General features: G+C 71.9%; 18 protein-coding genes. 4 read left to right on the top strand and 14 right to left on the bottom strand.

The features are described 5' to 3' along the window. Positions 1-5 precede the first annotated feature (5 nt). The 3 genes from ACIP4Z_RS25105 to ACIP4Z_RS25095 are packed head-to-tail and all read right to left on the bottom strand — an operon-like array spanning position 6 to position 3224. Positions 6-875: a carbohydrate ABC transporter permease gene (locus ACIP4Z_RS25105; protein ID WP_355338995.1), complete on the bottom strand. Its 870-nt coding sequence runs from the start codon at positions 873-875 to the stop codon at positions 6-8. After that, on the bottom strand, positions 868-1866 hold the full coding sequence (locus ACIP4Z_RS25100; RefSeq protein ID WP_355338998.1) for a sugar ABC transporter permease: 999 nt from the start codon (positions 1864-1866) through the stop codon (positions 868-870). Before ACIP4Z_RS25100 ends, ACIP4Z_RS25105 begins: the two co-directional genes overlap by 8 nt. A gap of 11 nt (positions 1867-1877) precedes the next feature. Continuing rightward, the gene (locus ACIP4Z_RS25095) at positions 1878-3224 is read right to left on the bottom strand and encodes an ABC transporter substrate-binding protein (RefSeq protein WP_401311634.1); all 1347 of its coding nucleotides are present in this window, start codon (positions 3222-3224) and stop codon (positions 1878-1880) included. Between the two features lie 148 nt (positions 3225-3372). Between ACIP4Z_RS25095 and ACIP4Z_RS25090 the strand changes: the two genes are divergently transcribed. Both ACIP4Z_RS25090 and ACIP4Z_RS25085 read left to right on the top strand, forming a co-directional pair. Further along, on the top strand, positions 3373-4680 hold the full coding sequence (locus ACIP4Z_RS25090) for an ROK family transcriptional regulator (RefSeq protein WP_355339004.1): 1308 nt from the start codon (positions 3373-3375) through the stop codon (positions 4678-4680). 93 nt (positions 4681-4773) lie between these two features. Beyond that, entirely contained in the window at positions 4774-5604 is an 831-nt protein-coding gene (locus tag ACIP4Z_RS25085) for an AIM24 family protein (protein WP_401311630.1), read from the top strand. Between the two features lie 50 nt (positions 5605-5654). On the opposite strand, the gene aroA is transcribed toward ACIP4Z_RS25085, so the two are convergent. From aroA to ACIP4Z_RS25070, 3 genes are all read right to left on the bottom strand, one after another. Then, positions 5655-6890: a 3-phosphoshikimate 1-carboxyvinyltransferase gene (aroA, locus tag ACIP4Z_RS25080; protein WP_401311627.1), complete on the bottom strand. Its 1236-nt coding sequence runs from the start codon at positions 6888-6890 to the stop codon at positions 5655-5657. Positions 6891-6988: 98 nt separating this feature from the next. Then, on the bottom strand, positions 6989-8188 hold the full coding sequence (locus tag ACIP4Z_RS25075; RefSeq protein WP_401311624.1) for a cytochrome P450: 1200 nt from the start codon (positions 8186-8188) through the stop codon (positions 6989-6991). 56 nt (positions 8189-8244) lie between these two features. Next, a complete protein-coding gene (locus tag ACIP4Z_RS25070) occupies positions 8245-8868 on the bottom strand; it encodes a bifunctional 4-hydroxy-2-oxoglutarate aldolase/2-dehydro-3-deoxy-phosphogluconate aldolase (protein WP_355339016.1) in 624 nt (207 codons plus the stop codon). A 407-nt stretch (positions 8869-9275) separates the two neighbouring features. Here ACIP4Z_RS25070 and ACIP4Z_RS25065 point away from each other — a divergent pair, with 407 nt between their 5' ends. Then, positions 9276-9626, top strand: a complete 351-nt coding sequence (locus ACIP4Z_RS25065) for a hypothetical protein (protein WP_391163616.1) — start codon at positions 9276-9278, stop codon at positions 9624-9626. On the opposite strand, the gene ACIP4Z_RS25060 is transcribed toward ACIP4Z_RS25065, so the two are convergent. The 4 genes from ACIP4Z_RS25060 to ACIP4Z_RS25045 all read right to left on the bottom strand — a co-directional run bounded on the left by ACIP4Z_RS25060 (position 9598) and on the right by ACIP4Z_RS25045 (position 13771). After that, complete coding sequence (locus tag ACIP4Z_RS25060) at positions 9598-10428, bottom strand: arylamine N-acetyltransferase (protein WP_401311621.1); 831 nt, start codon at positions 10426-10428, stop codon at positions 9598-9600. The two genes, ACIP4Z_RS25065 and ACIP4Z_RS25060, sit on opposite strands and share 29 nt — an antisense overlap. A 47-nt stretch (positions 10429-10475) precedes the next feature. Beyond that, positions 10476-11375 carry an aminoglycoside phosphotransferase family protein gene (locus ACIP4Z_RS25055; protein WP_401311618.1) on the bottom strand — a complete coding sequence of 300 codons (900 nt, stop codon included), beginning with the start codon at positions 11373-11375 and terminating at the stop codon, positions 10476-10478. A gap of 121 nt (positions 11376-11496) precedes the next feature. Continuing rightward, positions 11497-13044 carry a lysyl oxidase family protein gene (locus ACIP4Z_RS25050; RefSeq protein WP_401311615.1) on the bottom strand — a complete coding sequence of 516 codons (1548 nt, stop codon included), beginning with the start codon at positions 13042-13044 and terminating at the stop codon, positions 11497-11499. A gap of 181 nt (positions 13045-13225) precedes the next feature. Further along, the gene (locus tag ACIP4Z_RS25045; protein ID WP_188285437.1) at positions 13226-13771 is read right to left on the bottom strand and encodes a CchlQ; all 546 of its coding nucleotides are present in this window, start codon (positions 13769-13771) and stop codon (positions 13226-13228) included. Positions 13772-13959: 188 nt separating this feature from the next. Here ACIP4Z_RS25045 and ACIP4Z_RS25040 point away from each other — a divergent pair, with 188 nt between their 5' ends. Beyond that, positions 13960-15093 (top strand): Rieske 2Fe-2S domain-containing protein, encoded by a 1134-nt coding sequence (locus tag ACIP4Z_RS25040; protein ID WP_401311612.1) that lies wholly within the window; start codon positions 13960-13962, stop codon positions 15091-15093. Here ACIP4Z_RS25040 and iolD read toward each other — a convergent pair. The 4 genes from iolD to ACIP4Z_RS25020 are packed head-to-tail and all read right to left on the bottom strand — an operon-like array spanning position 15090 to position 19757. Beyond that, positions 15090-16955, bottom strand: a complete 1866-nt coding sequence (gene iolD / locus ACIP4Z_RS25035) for a 3D-(3,5/4)-trihydroxycyclohexane-1,2-dione acylhydrolase (decyclizing) (RefSeq protein ID WP_401311609.1) — start codon at positions 16953-16955, stop codon at positions 15090-15092. The two genes, ACIP4Z_RS25040 and iolD, sit on opposite strands and share 4 nt — an antisense overlap. Then, on the bottom strand, positions 16952-17848 hold the full coding sequence (gene iolB / locus ACIP4Z_RS25030; protein ID WP_391049494.1) for a 5-deoxy-glucuronate isomerase: 897 nt from the start codon (positions 17846-17848) through the stop codon (positions 16952-16954). Before iolB ends, iolD begins: the two co-directional genes overlap by 4 nt. Beyond that, positions 17845-18912 carry a 5-dehydro-2-deoxygluconokinase gene (iolC, locus tag ACIP4Z_RS25025; protein WP_401311605.1) on the bottom strand — a complete coding sequence of 356 codons (1068 nt, stop codon included), beginning with the start codon at positions 18910-18912 and terminating at the stop codon, positions 17845-17847. The genes iolB and iolC overlap by 4 nt, the downstream gene beginning before the upstream one ends. After that, a complete protein-coding gene (locus tag ACIP4Z_RS25020; protein WP_391049498.1) occupies positions 18909-19757 on the bottom strand; it encodes a TIM barrel protein in 849 nt (282 codons plus the stop codon). The genes iolC and ACIP4Z_RS25020 overlap by 4 nt, the downstream gene beginning before the upstream one ends. Positions 19758-19765 lie beyond the last annotated feature (8 nt).

Genomic DNA, 19765 nt, shown 5'->3' with positions numbered 1-19765 from the left:
TGGGGTCACTTGACGGCGCCGGCGGTGAGCCCGGCGACGAGGTAACGCTGGAGGAGGAGGAATCCGGCGACCACCGGCACACTCACCACGAGCGACGCGGCCATGACCTGGTTCCAGTACACGTCGTTCTGGCTGGCGTATCCGCGCAGACCCACGGCGAGTGTCCTGGTCGAGTCATTGGTCATGACGGACGCGAAGAGCACTTCGCCCCACGCCGTCATGAACGCGTAGACGCACACGGCGACGATGCCGGGGATGGCGGCCGGCACGACGACCCGGAACAGCGCGCCGAGCGGGCCGCAGCCGTCCACCTTCGCGGCCTCGTCGAGGTCGCGCGGGATGGAGTCGAAGTACCCGACCAGCATCCAGATGGAGAAGGGGAGGGAGAAGGTCAGATACGTGATGATCAGGCCGAGCCTGCTGCCGTAGAGCTGGATGCCCGTGCTGTTCCCGATGTTGACGAAGATCAGGAACAGCGGCAGCAGGAACAGGATGCCGGGGAACATCTGTGTCGACAGCACCGTGACGGTGAAGAACTGGCGGCCGGGGAAGCGGTAGCGGCTCACGCCGTACGCCGCGAAGATCGCGATGACCACCGAGAAGAGGGTGGCGCTCACCGACACGATCAGCGAGTTCATGAAGTAGTGCCCGAGCGGCACGGTCTTCCAGATGTCGACGTACGGCCGCAGGGTGAGGCCGTTCGGTATCCAGTGGAACGTGCCCTGCACGTCCTGCAACCGCTTCAGCGACGAACTGAGCATCACGTACACGGGAGTGAGCACGAAGAGCAGCAGCAGGGTCAGAACGACCCGGCGGGTCCACAGGAAGGACTTCGGGGAGGCCATCGGCGACGGCTGCACGGGGATCCTAGGCATCGACTTCCCGCTTCCGTGTGAACAGCAGGTAGAACGCGGTCACCACGAGCAGGAAGAGCAGCAGGAGCACGGACATCGCCGAGCCCGAGCCGAAGTTCCAGGTGATGAACGACGACTGGTAGATGTGGATGGAGATCAGGTCGGCCGCGTGCGGTGCGGAGTTGCCGAAGAGCACGAACGGCGTGTTGAAGTCGTTGAACGTCCACAGGAAGAGCACCAGGACCAGTACCTGGTTCACCGGCCGCAGCGACGGCAGGGTGATCTTGCGGATCTGCTGCCAGATGCCCGCGCCGTCCATCGCCGCGGCCTCGTACAGCTCGCGCGGGATGTTCTGGAGACCGGCCATCAGGCACAGGAACGCGAACGGCCAGGACTTCCACACCGACACGATGACCAGCGCCCAGAAGCTGTTGTCACCGATCAGCCAGAACGGCTTGTTGGAGGTGAGGTGCAACTGGTCGTGCAGTACGTGGTTCACCAGGCCGGTGTCCTGCTGGAACATGAACGCCCAGGTGATGACGGCCGCGTAGACCGGCAGCGCGTACGGCACCAGGAAGATCGCGCGCATGATCGCCCGGCCGCGGAAGGCGTCCTGCATGAGGATCGCCGCCGCGGTGCCGATCAGCCAGGACAGGCCGACCGACAGGACGGTGAACATGACGGTCACCCAGAACGAGTGCAGCAGCGCCTCGCCGACGGGCTGGTCGAACTTGACCGCCACGCGGTAGTTGTCGAGACCGGTCCAGGGCGCGCTGCCCCAGTCGCGGATGAAGAACTGCGTGAGCCCTTTGAAGCTGATCACGATGCCGACGACCATCGGCACCAGGTGGATCAGCAGTTCCAGGATCAGTGCGGGGAAGAGCATGAGGTACGGCACGCCGACGCGGCGCAGCCGAGCGGGAATACGCGGCCGGAGCCGGCCCCTTCCGACGGGCTTGCCGTCGGAGGGGCCGGCCTCGGGAGCGCTCCGAGGAGGGGCAGTGGCAGTCATGGAGCCGATCCTTAGGAAGCGGGCATCTGCTGCTGCGCCTTGGTCAGCGCGGCCTTGACGGAGTCGGTCGAGACGTCCTTGCCGGCCGCGGCGTCCGCGAACAGGTCCTTGACCGCGGTACCGACCAGGGTCTCGAACTGGGCCTCGTTGGCGACCTGCGGCAGCGGGGCGGCGGAGCTGCCCAGCACGCTCGCGAGGGTCTTCAGGTCCGGGGTCTGGAAGGCGGGGTCGCTCTGCGCGGCCTTGACCGGCGGCAGCGAACCGTACGTCGAGTTGAGGGTCTTCTGCTCGGCGTCGCTGGTCATGAAGTTGACGAACTTCAGGGCGCCGTCGATGTTCTTGGAGTTCTTGAAGACCGCCATGTTGATACCGGCGACCATCGAGGTCACACCGGCGTCGCCGGTCGCGCCCGCCTGGAGGGTCGGGACGGGAACCACGCCGTACTGGTCGGGGTTCATGCCGTGCGACTTGATCGAGGTGGCGGCGGACTGCCACATCATCATCGCGGCCTTGCCGGTGGCGAAGTCGGTGATGGTCTGGTTCTGCGCGTACTCCGCGTTGCCCTTCGCGGCGATCTTGTCCTTGGCGATGAAGTCGACGTACTGCTTCACCGCGGCGACGTTGTTCGGGGTGTCGAAGGTCGCCTTGCCGGACGCGTCGAACCAGTCGGAGCCCCGCTGCTTGGCCAGCACGAAGGCGTGGTGGATGTTCTCGGAACCGTTGCCGCCCTCGACCGCGAGGCCGTAGTGGCCGTCCTTGGTGAGCTTCTTGCCGTCGGCGACCAGCTCGTCCCAGGTCTTGGGCGGGTTGGCTATGCCGGCGTCGGCGAACATCTTCTTGTTGTAGTACAGGCCGTACGCCATCGAGTACAGCGGCACCGCGGCCGGGTCCTTGCCGGCCGCGCCGGCGGCGGCGATCGACGCGGGCGCGAACTTGTCCTTGCCGCCGATCTTCGCGAAGGTCGCGTCGTCGAAGGGCAGCAGGGCGCCGGTGGCCTGGAGGGAGGCGGACCAGGTGTTGCCGATGTTCAGCACGTCGGGACCCTGGCCGGAAGTGGCCGCCGCGAGGATCCGGTTGAGCAGGTCGGACCACGGGATGACCTCCAGCTTGACCTTGATGCCGGTCTGCTGGGTGAACTTGGCGAGTTCGGGGGTGAGCACCTGCTTGTCGTTGTCCAGGCTGGTGCCCTGGTTGCTGGCCCAGTACGTCAGCGTCTTGCCGCCGCCGCCACTGGTGCTCTTGCCGCCGCCGCCGCTGCCGCTGTCGTCCGAGCCGCCACAGGCGGAGACGGTGAGACCGAGCGCGGCCACGAGGGCAGTGGCCGCGAGGAGTCTGCTGGAGGTGCTGGAGGTGCGCATAACGGGTCCCTCTCAGAGGTGGGTTCGCTTCAGGAAGTGAACAGCGCCTGTGCCTTAATTCAGGCCGTGATTTAACTTGTGAGAAAAGGTGGCGTCAAGACCCTGTGCAGCGATAGATTCACGCCGGACGAGACGGGAGGGCGACAAAGTGGCTGAACGCGGCAAGCGAACAGTGCGTGACCTGCGGCGGGGCAACCGTGCATCGCTTCTGCGTCATTTGTATTTCGAGGGACCCCTCAGCCGCCAGGAGTTGGGCCGGGACACCGGCCTCAGCGCCGGGTCGATCAGCAACGTCGTCGGCGAGCTGATCGCCGACGGCATGGTCGAGGAGGCGGGTGCCGTCGAGTCCGACGGCGGCCGGCCGCGCATCCTGCTCCAGGTCTCCGCCGGATACGGATACGTGGTCGGCGTGGACGTCGGCGAGACCCGCGTCAGGGTCGAGCTGTTCGACCTCGCGCTGACCGAACGGGCCGCGGCCGACCTGCCGTTGTCCGACAGCGGTCACGACGTCGACCACGTCGTACGGCTCGCGCTCGAAGGCATCGAGTCCGTGGTCCGCGAGGCCGGGATCGACGACAGCGAGGTGCTCGGCGTCGGCATCGGCGTCCCCGGCATCGTCGAGCAGGGCGACAACGCGCCCGGCGAGGGCGACGGCGTCGTCGTGCACGGCCAGACCATCGGCTGGGAAGCCGTCCCCTTCGGCCGCCTGCTGCGCGCCGGGACCGCCCTTCCGCTCTACATCGACAACGGTGCCAAGACCCTCGGCCAGGCCGAGATGTGGTTCGGCGGCGGACGCGGCTCCGGCAACGTCGTCATCGCCCTCATCGGCTCCGGCGTCGGCGCGGCCGTGGTCGCCGACGGCACCCCGTACCGCGGCGCGAGCAGCAGCGCGGGGGAGTGGGGCCACACCACGCTGCGGGTCGGCGGGCGCACCTGCCGCTGCGGCTCACGCGGCTGCCTGGAGGCGTACGTCGGCGCCGAGGCACTGCTCGGCCGCTGGCCGTCGGCGCCCACGGGGGTCAGCGAGGAGACCGGCCTGGCCGCGCTCATCGCCGCCGCCGACCACGACCCCGAGGCCGGGGGACTGCTCGCCGAGGCCGCCGAATACCTCGGCGCCGGGATCGCCGACCTGATCAACCTCTTCAACCCGCAGCGCATCGTCATCGGCGGCTGGGCGGGACTGCTGCTCGGCCCCCGGCTGCTGCCCACCGTCCGCGAGGTCGCCGCCGCGTACTCCCTGCACCACCCCTGCGCGCAGACCTCCATCGAACTGGGCAGGCTCGGCGCCGACGCGGTCACCGTGGGCGCCGCGACACTGCCGCTGGCCCGTTTCCTCGACGCGGGCGGCGAGCGGACCGTACGGCTGCCCGCGCAGCCCGCAGGGCCCGACGGCGGCGGCCCGGCACACGGCGGTCCGGGTCCGGCGCGGAACCGGATCGCGCGGGCGATACGTTGACGGTGAGGCTGGTGGTGTGCCGCGCCGGGGCTACGCTCGGGCCGGCGGCCACCCGCCCGCCGCACCTTGGCCCGTCGTCCTAGGAGTACCGCTGTGACCCTCCAGCAGCAGATCGTCGGCAACGCCATGCAGATGGCCGTCTGCACCCTCAGCCCGGGCCAGACGGCGTACTGCGAGGCGGGGAAGTTCCTGTTCAAGACGGCCAACGTCTCGATGGAGACGCGGCTGGGCGGCCCCGGCTCGGGCGGTTCAGGCGCGGGTTCAGGTTCCGGGTCCGGCTCCGGCGGCTCCGGTGTGGGCGGCATGCTCCGGCAGGCCATGGGCACCGCCATGCAGGTCGGCCAGCGCGCCCTGGCCGGGGAGTCGCTGGCCTTCCAGTGCTTCACCGCCTCGGGCGGCGAGGGCACCGTCGGCTTCGCCGGTGTGCTCCCCGGCGAGATGCGCGCCCTCGAACTGACCGGCTCACGCGCCTGGTTCGCCGAGAAGGACGCCTTCGTCGCCGCCGAGTCCACCGTCCAGTTCGGCATCGCCTTCGCGGGCGGACGCCAGGGCATGAGCGGCGGCGAGGGCTTCGTCCTGGAGAAGTTCACCGGCACCGGCACCGTGATCATCGCGGGCGCGGGCAACTTCATCGACCTCAACCCCGCCGAGTTCGGCGGCCGGATCGAGGTCGACACCGGCTGCATCGTCGCCTTCGAGGAGGGCATCCAGTACGGCGTCCAGCGCATCGGCGGCCTCAACCGCCAGGGCGTCATGAACGCCGTCTTCGGCGGTGAGGGCCTGTCCCTGGCCACCCTCGAAGGCAACGGCCGGGTCATCCTCCAGTCCATGACGATCGAAGGACTCGCCAACGCCCTCAAGAAGTCCCAGGGCGGCGACAAGCAGGGGCCCACCGGAGGTCTGTTCTCCACGCACGCGGGCTGACCCCGGCCGCCGCCGTTCCGGCCGGGGCGGGGCCCGGCACGGAGTGTCGGTCACACGCCCCAGTCGGCGCGCACCGAGGCGAAGAAGGAGTGGAAGTCGGGGAAGGTCTTCTTCACGCAGCCCGGCTCGTCGAAGGTGGTGCCCGGCGTGCGCAGCCCGGCGACCGCGAAGCTCATCGCGATGCGGTGGTCCCCGTGGCAGGCGATCTCGACCGGCGCGGGGGTCCCCGGCGCGATCTCGATCCAGTCGCGTCCCGTGGTGACCGTGATGCCCTGGCGCCGCAGATTCTCCGCGCACGCCTCCAGCCGGTCGCACTCCTTGACGCGGGTGTTGTACACGTCCTCGATACGGACCGGCCCGTCGGCGAAGGGCGCGATGGCCGCGAGCGTCGGCATCGTGTCCGAGATGTCCCGCATGTTGACGGTGAGACCGCTCAGGCGGCCCGTGCCGGTGACGGTGGTGGCGTCCGGGCCGATCTCGACGTCGGCGCCCATCCGCCGCAGGACGTCCACGAAGCGCAGGTCGCCCTGGAGGGCGTCCGCGCCGAGCCCCGGCACGGTCGCGGTGCGGCCGGACAGCGCGGCGGCGGCGAAGAAGTAGCTGGCCGTGGAGGCGTCGGGCTCGATCGGGTAGTCGACGGCGCGGTAGCCGCCCGGCGGCACCACGAAGGTCGCGCCCTCGCGCGCCACCTCGACGCCGAAGCGCCGCATCATCGCCAGCGTGATCTCCACATAGGGCGCGGAGACCAGGTCCGTGACGTGGATCCGCAGCCCCTCGGCCATCAGCGGCCCCGCGAGCAGCAGCGCCGTCAGGAACTGCGACGACAGCCCCGCGTCCAGGTCGATCGCCCCGCCCTTGAGACCGTCCGCGACCACCGTCAGCGGCAGATGCCCCTCGGCCTCCTCGTGCGTCAGGTCCACGCCCAGCGAGCGCAGCGCCGTCGTGAGCGGCGCGACCGGGCGGCGGCGCATCTGCGCGGACGCGTCGAAGCGGTACGTGCCGTGGCCCGCGGCGGCCAGCGCGGGCAGGAAGCGGGCGGCGGTGGCGGCGTCACGGCAGTACACGTCGGCCTCCGGCACGGCGGGCCCCGACGGGCGGCCGGTGATCCGCCACGCCTGCGGATCGCGCTCGACGCGGTACCCGAGCCGGGTCAGGCCCTCCGCGAACCCGTCGGTGTCGTCCGACAGCAGCGGCCGGCGCAGCACAGTGGTGCCCTCGGCGGCGGCGGCGAGAAAGAGCGCCCGGGCGGTCACCGACTTGGAACCGGGGACGGCGACGACTGACACGGGGTGCCTCCTGGCAGGTAAGGGGCGCGCGCGTACGGCTCGGCCGCCGCCGTGATTCTAGAGCCTGCCCCCGCACGGGCCCTGGCCGGGGAGAGCGGTCAGAAGGTCACCGGGAGGCGGTGCACACCGCGGATGAGGAGGCCGGGGCGCCAGGTCAGGGCGCCCGGGTCGGCGGCGAGCGCCAGGCCGGGGCAGCGGTCCAGCAGGGTCCTGACGGCGATCCGGCCTTCGAGCCGGGCCAGCGGCGCGCCGAGGCAGTAGTGGATGCCGTGGCCGAAGGCGAGGTGCCCCTGCGGGGAGCGGCGGATGTCGAACGTGTCGGGCGCCGGATAGCGGCCGGGGTCGCGGTCGGCGGACGCGAGGGCGATCAGGACGGAGTCGCCCGAGGGCACGCGTACGCCGCCGATCTCCAGGGTCTCGCGGGCGAACCGCCATGTCGTGGTCTCCACCGGACCGTCGTAGCGCAGCATCTCCTCGACGGCGCCGTCGAGCAGTCCGGGGTCGGCGCGCAGGGCGGCGAGCTGGTCGGGGTGCCGGAGCAGGGCGAGGACGCCGTTGGCGATGAGGTTGACGGTCGTCTCGTGCCCGGCGACCAGCAGCAGGAAGGCCATGCCCACCAGTTCGTCGGACGAGAGCCGGTCGCCGTCCTCGTACCGCGTACGGATCAGCGCGCTCAGCAGGTCGTCGCGCGGCGCGGCGCACCGCTTGTCCTCGATCAGCTCGACCAGGTACTCCGACATGGCCTGGACCGCGTCGGCCTCGGCCTCGGGGCCGGTGGGGCCGACGATCTCGTTGGACCAGCCGCGGAACGCCTCGCGGTCCAGGTCGGGCACGCCGAGCAGTTCACAGATGACGGTCATCGGCAGCGGGAAGGCGAGGGCGTCGACGAGGTCGGCGCTCCCGCCGGGCAGCATCGCCTCGACGAGGTCGTCGGTGATCGCCTGGACGCGCGGGCGCAGCGCCTCGACGCGGCGCGGGGTGAACTCCCGTGACACCAGCTTGCGCAGCCGGGTGTGCCGGGGCGGGTCGGCGTCCAGCATGTGGCTGGCGAAGCCGCCCGAGACGTCGCCGTCGGGCAGCAGCGACTGCCAGTTCTTGCTCAGCCGGCTGTCGGCGAGCGCGGCGCGCGCCTCGTCGTGCCCCACGACCAGCCACATCGCGCCGGTGTCCGCCGTCCGGACGTGGTGGACGGGGCCGCGCTCGCGCAGCCGCGCGTAGACGGGGTACGGGTCGGCGGTGAAGTCCTCGCCGTACGCGCGGGCGTAGACATGCAGATCCACCGTCTCCGGTGTGCTCACAGCTCCCCCTCGGGTCCGCGTCCCCCACGGACCAGCCTAACCAGGGGACACGGCGTTCAGACGGTGTCCGCCAGCCGTTCCAGGAGCTCGGTCAGCCGTTTCGTCACGGTCTCGCGGTCGCCCGACGTCAGCGCCGAGCCCATGCCGACCGCGACGGCGCCCGACGCCACCCACGAGGGCGCGTCGGCCACGGTGATGCCGCCGCAGGGCAGCAGGGCCGCCTGCGGCATGATCGCCAGCACGTCGGTGACCCACGCGGGGGTGAACGAGGTGGCCGGATAGAGCGTCAGCGCGTCCGCGCCCAGCTCCATCGCCCGCACCACCTCGCCGGGCGTGGCGACCCCGGGGAACACCGGTACGCCGTACCGGTGGCCGGTCTTCAGCACGTCCTCGTCCAGGCTCGGCGACAGCAGGAACCGTGCGCCCGCGTCGATCGCCATCCGCGCCGACACCGCGTCCAGTACGGTCCCCGCGCCGATCACCGCGTCGTCCCCGACCTCGCGCACCAGCGTCGTCACCGCCTCCAGCGCGAAGGGCGTCGTCAGCGAGATCTCCAGCGTCGTCAGCCCCGCGGACAGCAGCGTGTCCGCCGTCGCCGCCGCCTGGTCGTAACTCTCGCTACGGATCGTGGCGAACACCCGCTGCGCCAGTGCGGCTCGCGTGGTTTCCCAGCGGTACACGGCGTATCGCCGTCCTTCCTGAGGCTGCGGGCTGCTGCGCGGGCGCACCGAAGCGCGCGGGCGCGAACGGACCGTGCGCCGGTGGGGCGGTGCACGCGATCAGCACGGTACCGGCAGCCGCCTCGCCTTTCGCCGGGGGTGGGGGCAGCTGTCACCGCAACGTGACATGAGAGGAGCATGAGACCTGCGGTAAGCCTGCCCCCCGTTCCGCCCCGCACCCATCCTTCGGCGCGGGGCGCTGGCGGGTTCGTTGCCGTGGGCGGTGAGCTGATCTTTTCAGGGGCGCGGGGAACGCACCTTCCTGTGTCCCAGATGGCGGCGGCTCGCCGGGGGGAACGGTTTTGCGGGGAGAGGACGGCGCCAGCCGTAGCTTCGGGGGCGGAGAAGCCGACCTTGGGAGGGGCCGCATGCGCACGCGTACCGCCGCCGTCGCCGTGACGACGGGCCTGCTCGCGGCAGCGACGTGTCTGCCGGACGGAAGCGCCGCAGCCGCGACCGGCAGATTCTCGTACACGTTCATGACGCGGCAGGGGCCGCTGACCAGTGTGCTGACCGACCCGCCGAGCGGGCAGTGCCTCGTGCTGCCGGAGGTGATCGGGCCGAGGGCGTACGGGGCGGCGTACGCGCCGTGGAACGAGACGGGGGAGACGGTGCGGGTCTATACGGGGGCGGACTGCACCGGGGGGTACGCGACGCTGCGCCCGCACAGCCGGCGCGCCCCGGAGCAGGTCACGCTGCGGGCGGTGTGGGTGGGGTGACGGCGGGCTCGCGGGGGAGGTCGAGTGAGAAGTGGGTGCGGTAGGCGGCGAGCACGGCCTCGGCGTCGGGGAGTTCGCGCTCCTCGCGCGTGCCGGAGGCGGTGAGGACGAGGGTGCGCCCGCTGAGCGTCGCGCGCCCCTCGGGGGTGAGGCGGGAGCAGATGAGGGACGTGCGGAAGTGCGAGACGGGCGAGGTGCGCTGCCACCAGCAGGTGGCCTCGAAGTCCGCCAGCAGCCGGGGCCGCCGCTCCAGCAGATACTGCGGCTCACCGTCGCGCACGACGACAAGATCCCCCGCGTCCGAGTGGGCGTCGGCGTCGGCGTCAGCGTCGGCATCGGCGTCCGCGATCCGGAACACCCCTCCCGGATCGACCTGTTCACCCCGCTCGGCGTAGCGCAGCGGAAAGTGACTGTGGCGGCCGAAGCCGACATCGGCCAGCCACGTCTCGCCGTCCGCCGTCCGTACCCGCAGCGCGAGATGGTCGTACGGCGGCCCGACGCGGCCGTCCTTCCCGTACACCCGCGCGGCCAGCAGCTCCACCCCGTAGCCGAGCGAGCGCAGCAGCGCGCCGAAGGCGCCGTTCAACTCGTAGCAGAATCCGCCCCGTCGGTCCGTGACGACCTTCTCGAAGAGCGCGGGCTCGGTGAGCACGATGTCCTGGCCGAGGTGGATCGACAGGTTCTCGAAGGGGACGGCGAGCTGGTGCCGCAGGTGCAGTTCGCGCAGCCCCGCCGCGTCGGGGACGGCGGGCCGTTCGGCCCCGATGCGCTGGAGGTAGGCGTCGGCCTGCGAGGAGTCCATGCGCTCCTTTATACGTCCGCGCGCCCCGGCATCGGTGATCCCGGCCCTCAGACGAGCAGGTCCGCCAGGACATCCGTGGCCCGCACCACCCAGTCCGGATCACCATGCCGCCGCCCCCACACGGCGGCCGTCACCGCGCGGTACTGCGCCCAGCGGCGGGCCCGTTCGCGGTCGATCCCGGCCGCGTCGGCGAAGACCGCGACGCGGCGCAGCAGGGCCGCCTTGAGGTCGGGCGCGGCCAGCAGGTCCTCGTAGCGGTCGCGCAGCAGCGTGGCCGTGTCGTACGCCGGGTCGCCGACGTACCCCTTGGGGTCGATGGCCAGCCACGGCTCGCGTGCGGAGGCCAGCACATTGGTGAAGTGCAGGTCGCCGTGGACGAGGGTGTCCGGCTGGTCGGGGCCCAGCTCCGCGAGGGTGGCGAGCGCGGCGTCGACGGTACGGGCGGGCAGCGGCTGCGCCAACTCGGCGAGGTCCGCGCGCAGTTCGGTCGCCCAGGGCTCCGCCTGGTCGCGCAGCCTGGGCAGTTCGGCGGGCGCGGGCACGGCCAGCCGCCGCGCCAGGGCGCCCGCGAGGGCCACCGCCTCGTCCACGTCGGGGACTTCGGCGAGCGAGCGCGGCTCGGCCCGCTCCAGCAGCATCGCGAACCGCGCGTCGTCGCGCGCGTACAGCCGGACGGCGCCGCGCCCGCGCCACACGGCGAAGGCGTCCGGCTCGTGGACGTTCCCGGGGTGGGGGAAGGAGACCTTGAGGACGGCGGACCGGCCCTCGCCGTCGCGTACGGGCAGCACCACGCCGACCTGCCCGTGGACGACGGCCGCCTCCGGTACGCAGTCCCAGCGCTGGAGCAGTTCGTCGACGAGCGTCGGCAGCCCGGCGATCCACTCGCGGCCCCGGTCCGCCTCCCGCGCCACCGTGCCGCGCGCGAAGTCCTCGGGAATCTCGACCATGATGTCACCCTAGCCCGCGGCCCGCGCGCGAAGAGCGCGAAGGACGCGAAGGACGCGAAAGAGGGGGCCCGGCCGCGAGGAGGGGAGGCGGCCGGACCCCGGACGGTCAACGCGCGCTAAATCAGGGCGCGTTGACCAGCTCGTACGCGGGCACCTTGACCGTGCGGTGCCCCGGCGTGCCGCCCAGGATCACCTTGCGCAGCGCCACGTTGTTGCCGTAACTGCTCTCCTTGAGCCGGTGGTCGGGGTTGGCGATCACCTGGATGTAGTACGTGCCGTTCACCAGCTTGCTGATGTCGAAGGACTGGCCCGGGCGGTACTGCGAGTACGTGTCGCCGTTGCCGACGTCCAGCACCTCGCGCACCGACAGCGCGCTGTGCTCACCGCAGGCGGTCGCCAGATCGGTGTTGTTCGGGTGCCAGTTGGCGTTCTTCACCGTGTAGTCGATGGCGTCGGTGTTGGCCAGGCAGAAGGCTTCCTTGCCGCTGCGGACGATCAGCTTCTTGTCGGAGCTCAGCAGCCGGTAGCTGGCGAAGTCCGAGAAATGCCAGTGCTGGTGGCCGACGCGCGGGTCCCACTCCATGGTGCCGGTGGGCGTGTAGCCGACCTGCTTGCCCTTGGCGTCGTAGAAGTACTGGTAGGCGTCCATCTTCTCCTTGCCGGGAGTGCGGAAGCCGTCCACGACCAGCGGCGCCGGGCCCGCGTCCCACACGGTGGCGCTGAAGGCCAGGTAGTCGGTGCCGGTGGCCGGGGCGTCGCCCTCACCGCCGTCGCTGCCGTCGGTGATCGCGATGCCGTACGCGGGCAGCGCCCGCAGGTCCGGCTTCGGCACGTTGGACGGCACGCCCGCGGCGCCCGCCGGCCGGTGCGCGGCGGCCCTGAGCGTGCCCGGCACGGAGCCCGCGCGCGGCTGTCCGCCCGGCAGCGCGGCCGACATCCGCGACCGCGCCGCGCCCGACCCGTCCTGCACGGTCCGCACGGTCACCTTCACCGTCGGCTGGTCGTTCGGAATCCCGAACACGTCCCGGTACTTCTTCGCCACGGAGATCTTCGCGGTGTACGTGCCGGCCTTCAGGTCGACCCCGCCGTCCGGGCCGATGCCCTGCGAGGCCGCCGCGGCCCAGCCCTTCTGGACGCCCCACACCGAGCCGAGCGTGAACGGGTTGTCGGAGCAGCCGTCCGGGTACGGCGAGGTGGCCGGGGCGTCCGGACGGATGCGGCCCGACGCGGAGTTCGGGCAGAAGGTGTCGCTGGTGCTCGCGACCTTCACGCCCTTGCTGTCGGTGATGGTCACCTGGAGGAAGCCCGGCAGCCCGGCGAAGTCCTTGACCAGCCCTGCGGGCAGCTTCTTCGTGACCGTCTTCGAGCCGCTGCGCGTCACCTGCGCGACGACCACCGGGTCCTTGTACGACTTACGGGTCACGCGGAGTTCGAACGGCGCCTTGTCGGCGGTGAGGTACGCGCCGAGGTCCAGGTAGACGCCGGTGTCGCCGTCGTAGCGGTCAGCGGTGACCGAGGTGGAGGCGGCCACCAGCTTCAGCTTGGGGGTCACGGGCGTCGCCGCTCCGGCGCCGGGTGCGGCGCCGACGCCGCCCGCGACCACGGCGAAAGCCGCCGCGGCCACGAGAGCCGAGCGCCTGAGACGTCGGCTGCCTTGGGTATGCGTCATCGAATTCCTCGCGTCCAGGTGCGGTTGGGTCTACCTGCGAACAGGGACGCGAGCGCGCACAGGTTGCCGCGCGGGCGAAAGAACGCCAATTTCTGTCCGGATAATGCCTTTACGGCATGTCGGGTGTACGCGGGCCGCGCCGTGTGCCCATTCCGGAATCAGCTCGCGCCGAGCGCGGTCATCAGCTCGCGCCGAGCGCGGCCCGGCAGATCGGGCACCGGTCCTTGCCGTCCCACTCGGACCAGCCGAAAGCCTCCGGTGAAAGGGAAAGACCTTCCAACTCCCTGCGCACGGCCACCCGGTAGGTCCACACCGCGCCGAGATAGGGGTGATAGACGTCGTGGAAGGCGACGGACGTCGAAGCGGCCCCCGCCGCGACCGCCCGCTGAACGGCGCGCAGGTGCTCGAACATCGCCTGGCCCGCGCCCGCGACGGCGGTGGAGGCGTCGATGAAGAGCCGCTCGCGCGCCTCGTAGATCCCGGCGTCGTCGAGCGCGGCGCGCGACGCGGCGTCCACGTCCGGCTCCGCGCCCGGATTCTGGGCGATCCGGCGCAGGCCCGCGTGGCAGACCCCGGTGGCGCTGATGAAGTCGATGTAGACCGCCCGGCGCCGCGCGTCGGTGCCCCGGCCGTCCTCGTGGCGGCGGCGCAAATGGTCGGCGAGCACGGTGCCGGAAATGGCGATGCCACCGCCGCTGAGCGTCGCGACGAGCGTTCCCCAGTCCACATCTGCCCCCAGTGATGTTCCCCGCCGCCGGTCCCCGTGCCGGGCCCGGCGGAATTCCGCCGCCGGTCCCGGAGATGATCACGACATCGGCACCGGAAATCTACGCGTGGACGCGGACTTGACCAAGTCATGACGATTTGGTGAGGCCGCCACGCGAACGTACTGACCGGTACGTTCGTATTTCTGGTATGACGCTCCCGCAGACGAAGCCCCCATTGCGCAAATACCGCGACGTGGCACCGGAGGAGGACGTCCCCACCACCCGCACGACCGGACTCGACCCGGACTTCTGGTATCCGCTCGCCCGGTCCCGCGACCTCAAGAGCGGCAAGACGCTGGCCGTGAAGTACGCCGGGACGGAGATCGTCCTGGTCCGGCCGGAGAAGGGCGCGCCGTACGCCCTGGAGGACCGCTGCGCCCACCGCCAGGTCCCGCTGAGCATGGGCGTGGTGAAGGACGAGCGGCTGCTCTGCGGCTACCACTGCTGGACGTACGACCGCACGGGCGCGTGCGTGAACATCCCCTATCTGGACCGGAAGCGGAAACTGCCCAACGGCGTGCGCAGTTACGCGTGCCGCGAGGCGTACGGATTCGTCTTCGTCTTCCCCGGCGATCAGGAACTGGCCGAGGTCACGCCGATGCCGGAACTACCCTCGTACGCCGACCGCCGGTACAAGACGCGCGTGCTCGACCGGGACATCGCCTGCCACTACTCGTTCATGCACGAGAACCTGATGGACATGAACCACCAATTCCTGCACCGCAGTCTGATGGGCCGGATCCGGGCCAAGCTGCTGGACGTCCGCGAGGGCGAGGACTGGCTGGAGGCCGACTACTCCTTCTCGCGCACCGAGGGCAAGCAGTCCCTCGGCGAGCGCCTGATCATCGGCAGCGGCAACGACGACAAGTACGCGGACCTGATGACGATCCGCACCGGCTACCCGTACCAGACGCTGCGGTACTGGACCGACGGCAAGCGCGAGGAGCCCCCGGCCCTCGACCTGTGGAACGCCTACATGCCCACCGACCAGGCCCAGCACCACAATCACACCTACGGCCTCATCATGATCCAAAAGCCCCCGGTCCCCGGCGTGATCCACCTGCTGTGGCCGGTCATCACGCTCTTCACCGAGGGCATCTTCGGCCAGGACCGCGTCATCGTCGAGGCGGAACAGCGCGCCTACGAGAGCCAGGGCGCCGACCTCAACAACGAGGTCTTCCCGATCATCCAGTCCCTCAAGTCGCTGCTCGCCCGCAAGGGCGTGCCGATCCCGCCCGCCGCATGCGGCGGCCCGGCCCAAGGCCCCGCGGACATGCCCTAAAGACGGGGCCGGGTCCCGGGCGCCGGGCACGCCCGGTCGTACGCCTCGCGGGCGGCCCGCGTGGCCGGGCGGTCCGACACCTCGGCGACCGGGACGTCCCACCACGCCTCGGCGCCGGGTCCGGGCCGCGCGGGGTCGGTCTCGACGTACACGGCCGTCGCCCGGGGCGACTCGCGGGCGGCGGCCAGCGCGGCGCGCAACTCCTTGGCCGTACGGGCGGTGAAGACCTCGAGGCCGAGGCTGGCGGCGTTGGCCGCGAGGTCCACCGGCAGCGGCTCGCCCGCGAAGGACCCGTCAGGGGCGCGGAACCGGTAGGCGGTGCCGAAGCGTTCGGCGCCGACCTGCTCGGACAGGCCCCCGATGGAGGCGTATCCGTGGTTCTGGACGATCACCACATTGATCGGGACGCCCTCCTGGACGGCGGTCACGACCTCCGTCGGCAGCATCAAGTACGTGCCGTCGCCCACGAGCGCGAACACCTCGCGGTCGGGCGCCGCCAGCTTCACGCCGATGGCGGCCGGGATCTCGTACCCCATGCAGGAGAAGCCGTACTCGACGTGATACTGCCCCACGTCCCGCGCCCGCCACAGTTTGTGCAGGTCACCCGGGAGGGAACCGGCCGCGTTGACCACCACGTCCCGGTCGTGCAGCACCGCGTCCAGCGCCCCGACGACCTCGCTCTGCGACGGCGGTCCCTCGCCGCCGCCGTCACCGAAGGCAGCGTCCGTACGGGCGCGCCAGTCGGCCAGCGCCCGGCGCGCGTCGGGGGTCCGCCCCGGTGCCTGATGGCCCGTCAACTCGGCGGCCAGGGCGGCGATTCCGGCCCGAGCGTCGCCGACGAGCGCCAGTCCGGCCATCTTGTGGCCGTCGAAAGAGGCGATGTTGAGACTGATGAAGCGCGCGTCGGGCGCGAAGAGCGCACCGGACGCCGTGGTGAAGTCCGTCCACCGGGTGCCGACGCCGAGCACCACGTCGGCCTCCCGCGCCGCCGCGTCGGCGGGCGCCGTACCGGTGTGCCCGATGCCGCCGAGCGCCTGCGGATGGTCCCACCGCAGCGCGCCCTTGCCTCCTTGCGTCTCGGCCACCGGAATGCCGGTCGCCGCCGCCAACTCGGCCAGCGCGGACGCCGCTTCGGAGATCCGCACCCCGCCGCCCGCGACGATCAGCGGCCGACGCGCGCCGCGCAGCAGGGCGGCGGCCTCGGCCACCGCGTCCGCGTCCGGCGCGGGCCGCCGCACCTGCCAGACCCGCTCGCGGAACAGCTCGTCCGGCCAGTCGTACGCCTCCGCCTGCACGTCCTGCGGCAGCGCCAGCGTCACCGCGCCCGTGTCGACGGGGTCGGTCAGCACCCGCATCGCCTGGAGCAGCGAGGCGGGCAGCATCTCGGGCCGCCAGATCCGGTCGAACCAGCGCGACACCGGCCGCAGCGCGTCATTGACGGTGATGTCGTACGCCCAGGGCACTTCGAGCTGCTGGAGCACCGGGTCGGCGGGGCGGGTCGCGAAGACGTCACCGGGGAGCAGCAGCACCGGCACCCGGTTGATCGTCGCGAGCGCCGCGCCCGTGACGAGATTGGTCGCGCCGGGACCGATCGACGTCGTGCACGCCATCGCCGAGAGCCCGTGCCGGGTCCGGGCGTAGCCGACGGCCGCGTGCACCATCGCCTGCTCGTTGCGCCCCTGGTGGTACGGCATCGCCTCGGGCCCGGCCGCCAGCAGCGCCTGGCCGACGCCCGCGACATTGCCGTGCCCGAAGATGCCCCACATCCCGGCCACCGACCGGTGGCGCACGCCGTCCCGCTCGGTGAACTGGACGGACAGGAACCGGACGAGGGCCTGTGCGACGGTGAGTCTGACGCTCATACGGTGCCGCCCTCCTGCTTCGTGACCGGCGCCTCGTACAACGGCAGCCGGGGGTCGGGGAGTTGGTCCGCCCATGACGCGCGGACCCACGCGTGTGCCGGGTCGTCGCTGATCAGCCAGGCCCGTTCGGCGCCCGGGCCCGCCATCACGTTCAGGTAGTACATGTCGTAGCCGGGGACCGCCATGCTCGGGCCGTGCCAGCCGTCGGGGATCAACACCGCGTCGCCGGTGCGGACTTCGGCGAGGACGTCGGTGGCACCTGCGGGGGAGGGGTAGACGCGCTGGTAGCCCAGCGCGGCCGGGCCGCCGCCGAACTCGTAGTAGTAGATCTCTTCGAGGACCGACTCGTGCGGGCCCGCCTCGTCGTGCTTGTGCGGCGGGAACGACGACCAGTTGCCGCCCGGTGTCAGCACCTCCACCGCGATCAGCCGGTCGCAGGCGAAGACGCCCGCCGCCGCGAAGTTGTTGACCTGGCGGCTCGCGCCGCCCGCCCCGCGCAGCTCCACCGGCACCGCGGAGGCCGGGCCGTACCGCGCGGGCAGCCGCCGCTCGCAGCGCGCCCCCGCCAGCGCCAGGCGGCTGCCGCCGGGGCTGACGACGGTGACCTCCGCGTCGCGCGGCACATACGCGAAGTCGCTGACGCCGCTGAACACGCTGACCCGGCCGCGTAGTTCGAAGGCGGCCTCGGTGCCGTCGGCCTGCGTCACCGTCACCGCGCAGCCGCCCGCCAGCGGCAGCACGATCCACTCGCTGTCCCCGGCCGCGAAGCGGCGCAGGGCGCCCGGCGCCAGGGTCAGGGTCCGCAGGGACGAGTACGACCAGCCCGCGACGGCCGGATCCACCCACAGGTCGAAGCCGTCCTTTTCCGCGGTGCCCGCGGCCAGATGGGTCACTGGGGCTCAACTCCTTCGGCGGGCGCGGCGGGCGCGGCGGGCGTGCCGGGCGCGGTGGGTGGCGCGAGCACGGCGGGTGGCGCGGGCTCGCGCAGCAGCTCGTCGATCTCCCGGCGGGTCGGCATCGCGTCGGCGCACGCCAGGCGGGAGGCGACCAGGGCGCCGGCCGCGTTGGCCGCCCGGAGCACATCGGGCAGCGGTTCCCCGGACAGCAGGCCCGCGCACAGGGCTCCGCCGAAGGCGTCACCGGCCCCGAGGCCGTTGACGGCCTTCACCGGGACCGGCGGCACCGAGTGCTGCTCGCGGGCGGTTCTGCCCAGCACTCCGGCCGGGCCCTGCTTGACGACCGCCGTCCGCACGCCTCGCCGCAGCAGCAGCCCGGCCGCCGTCTCCGGGTCGCGGCTGCCGACCGCGATCTCCGTCTCGTCCAGATTGCCGACGGCCACCGTCGCGTAGGCCAGCGCGCGGGCGTACAGCGCGGGGGCCTGCGCCGGGTCCTCCCAGAAGCCGGGGCGCCAGTCCAGGTCGAACCACACCTCGCCGCCCTCGCGGGCGTCCAGCGCCGCGAAGACGGTCGAGCGCGTCGGTTCCACCGCCAGGGCCGAGCCGGTGATCCACAGGGCCCGCGCCGTCCTGACCGCCGCGCGGTCCAGCGTGTCCGGTTCGAGGCACTGGTCGGGCGCGACCGGGCGCCGGTAGAAGTAGATCGGGAAGTCGTCGGGCGGGAACAACTCGCAGAACACGACGGGGGTTTGCACCCCGGGCACGGTCGTGACCAGCTTGTCGTCCACGCCGAAGCCTTTGAGCGCCGTGCGGACGTACGTGCCGAACGGGTCGTCACCCACGCCCGTCAGCACGGCCGTTCGCAGCCCGAGGCGGGCCGCTGCCACCGCCACGTTTCCGGCCGTCCCGCCGAGCGACTTCGCGAACGTCCGCACCTCCGCGAGCCCCACCCCGCTCTGCTCGGGATAAAGGTCCACCCCCACCCGCCCCAACGTCACCACGTCATACGCCCCGCCCTCAGTGAGCGGGGAGATGTGCCTCTTGTCGGTGGGGGGTGTCATTGGTGGGTGAGCCAGTGGAGGGAGGCGCGGATGGCGGGGAGGGGGCCTTGGCCGGGGGGTGGGGGGGCGGTCAGGACGGTGTCCTGCTCCATGACGTACCAGCCGGGGTAGCCGGCGGATTCGAGGTGGGTGATGAGGGCGCTGAGGTCGAGGCCGCCCTCGCCGAGGGGGCGGTAGAGGCCCTGCTGGACGGCGGAGGTGTAGGTGGTGCGGCCGTCCCGGACGGCGTCGGCGGCGGCGGGGTCGACGTCCTTGAGGTGGACGTGCGTGACGCGGGAGGCGGCCCGGCGCGCCAGGGCCACCGGGTCGGTGCCGCCGATGAGGAGGTGCCCGGTGTCGAGGCAGAGCCCGATCCGGCTGCCGTCGAGGACGCGGTCGACCTCGGCGGGCCCTTCGACGACGGTGCCGACATGGGGGTGGAGGGCGGCGGTGACGCCGAGCGAGGCGGCGAGGTCGGTGACGGCGTCGAGCCGGTCCAGCAGGGTGCGCCAGCCGTCGGCCGACACGGCGGGACGTTCGTCGTAGCCGTCGAGCCCGGTGGCCGCGGCCAGGACGAGCGTGCGGGCGCCCGCGGCGGTGAAGCGGTCGAGGTCGGCCCGGATGTCCGGTAGCGGATCGTGGCCGGGATCGTGCAGCACGGCGGGCACGAAGCCGCCGACCGCGGTGACGCCGTGGGCGGCCAGCAGCGGCCCCGGCAGAAAGCCGTCGGGCCCGAACTCACTGGCGGTGATGCCCAGCTCCGTCATCTCCGCCAGCACCCGTTCGGGCGTCAACTGGTGCCCCCAGCCGGGCACTTCGCACACACCCCAGGAAATCGGCGCCCCCGCGATCCGCTCCCGCTTCATGCCGTCAC

The organism is Streptomyces sp. NPDC088910 (genome assembly GCF_044749865.1).
GTDB lineage: Bacteria > Actinomycetota > Actinomycetes > Streptomycetales > Streptomycetaceae > Actinacidiphila.
The sequence above is the reverse complement of the archived record's forward strand: the minus strand, read 5'-3'. Positions and strand labels throughout refer to the sequence as shown.

Excerpts from the sequence above, each read along its gene's own strand:
- ACIP4Z_RS25105 (WP_355338995.1), bottom strand. The coding sequence starts at position 875 with ATGCCTAGGATCCCCGTGCAGCCGTCGCCGATGGCCTCCCCGAAGTCC.
- ACIP4Z_RS25100 (WP_355338998.1), bottom strand. The coding sequence starts at position 1,866 with ATGACTGCCACTGCCCCTCCTCGGAGCGCTCCCGAGGCCGGCCCCTCC.
- ACIP4Z_RS25095 (WP_401311634.1), bottom strand. The coding sequence starts at position 3,224 with ATGCGCACCTCCAGCACCTCCAGCAGACTCCTCGCGGCCACTGCCCTC.
- ACIP4Z_RS25065 (WP_391163616.1), top strand. The coding sequence starts at position 9,276 with ATGCGCACGCGTACCGCCGCCGTCGCCGTGACGACGGGCCTGCTCGCG.
- ACIP4Z_RS25060 (WP_401311621.1), bottom strand. The coding sequence starts at position 10,428 with ATGGACTCCTCGCAGGCCGACGCCTACCTCCAGCGCATCGGGGCCGAA.
- ACIP4Z_RS25055 (WP_401311618.1), bottom strand. The coding sequence starts at position 11,375 with ATGGTCGAGATTCCCGAGGACTTCGCGCGCGGCACGGTGGCGCGGGAG.
- ACIP4Z_RS25050 (WP_401311615.1), bottom strand. The coding sequence starts at position 13,044 with ATGACGCATACCCAAGGCAGCCGACGTCTCAGGCGCTCGGCTCTCGTG.
- ACIP4Z_RS25040 (WP_401311612.1), top strand. The coding sequence starts at position 13,960 with ATGACGCTCCCGCAGACGAAGCCCCCATTGCGCAAATACCGCGACGTG.
- iolD (WP_401311609.1), bottom strand. The coding sequence starts at position 16,955 with ATGAGCGTCAGACTCACCGTCGCACAGGCCCTCGTCCGGTTCCTGTCC.
- iolC (WP_401311605.1), bottom strand. The coding sequence starts at position 18,912 with ATGACACCCCCCACCGACAAGAGGCACATCTCCCCGCTCACTGAGGGC.
- ACIP4Z_RS25020 (WP_391049498.1), bottom strand. The coding sequence starts at position 19,757 with ATGAAGCGGGAGCGGATCGCGGGGGCGCCGATTTCCTGGGGTGTGTGC.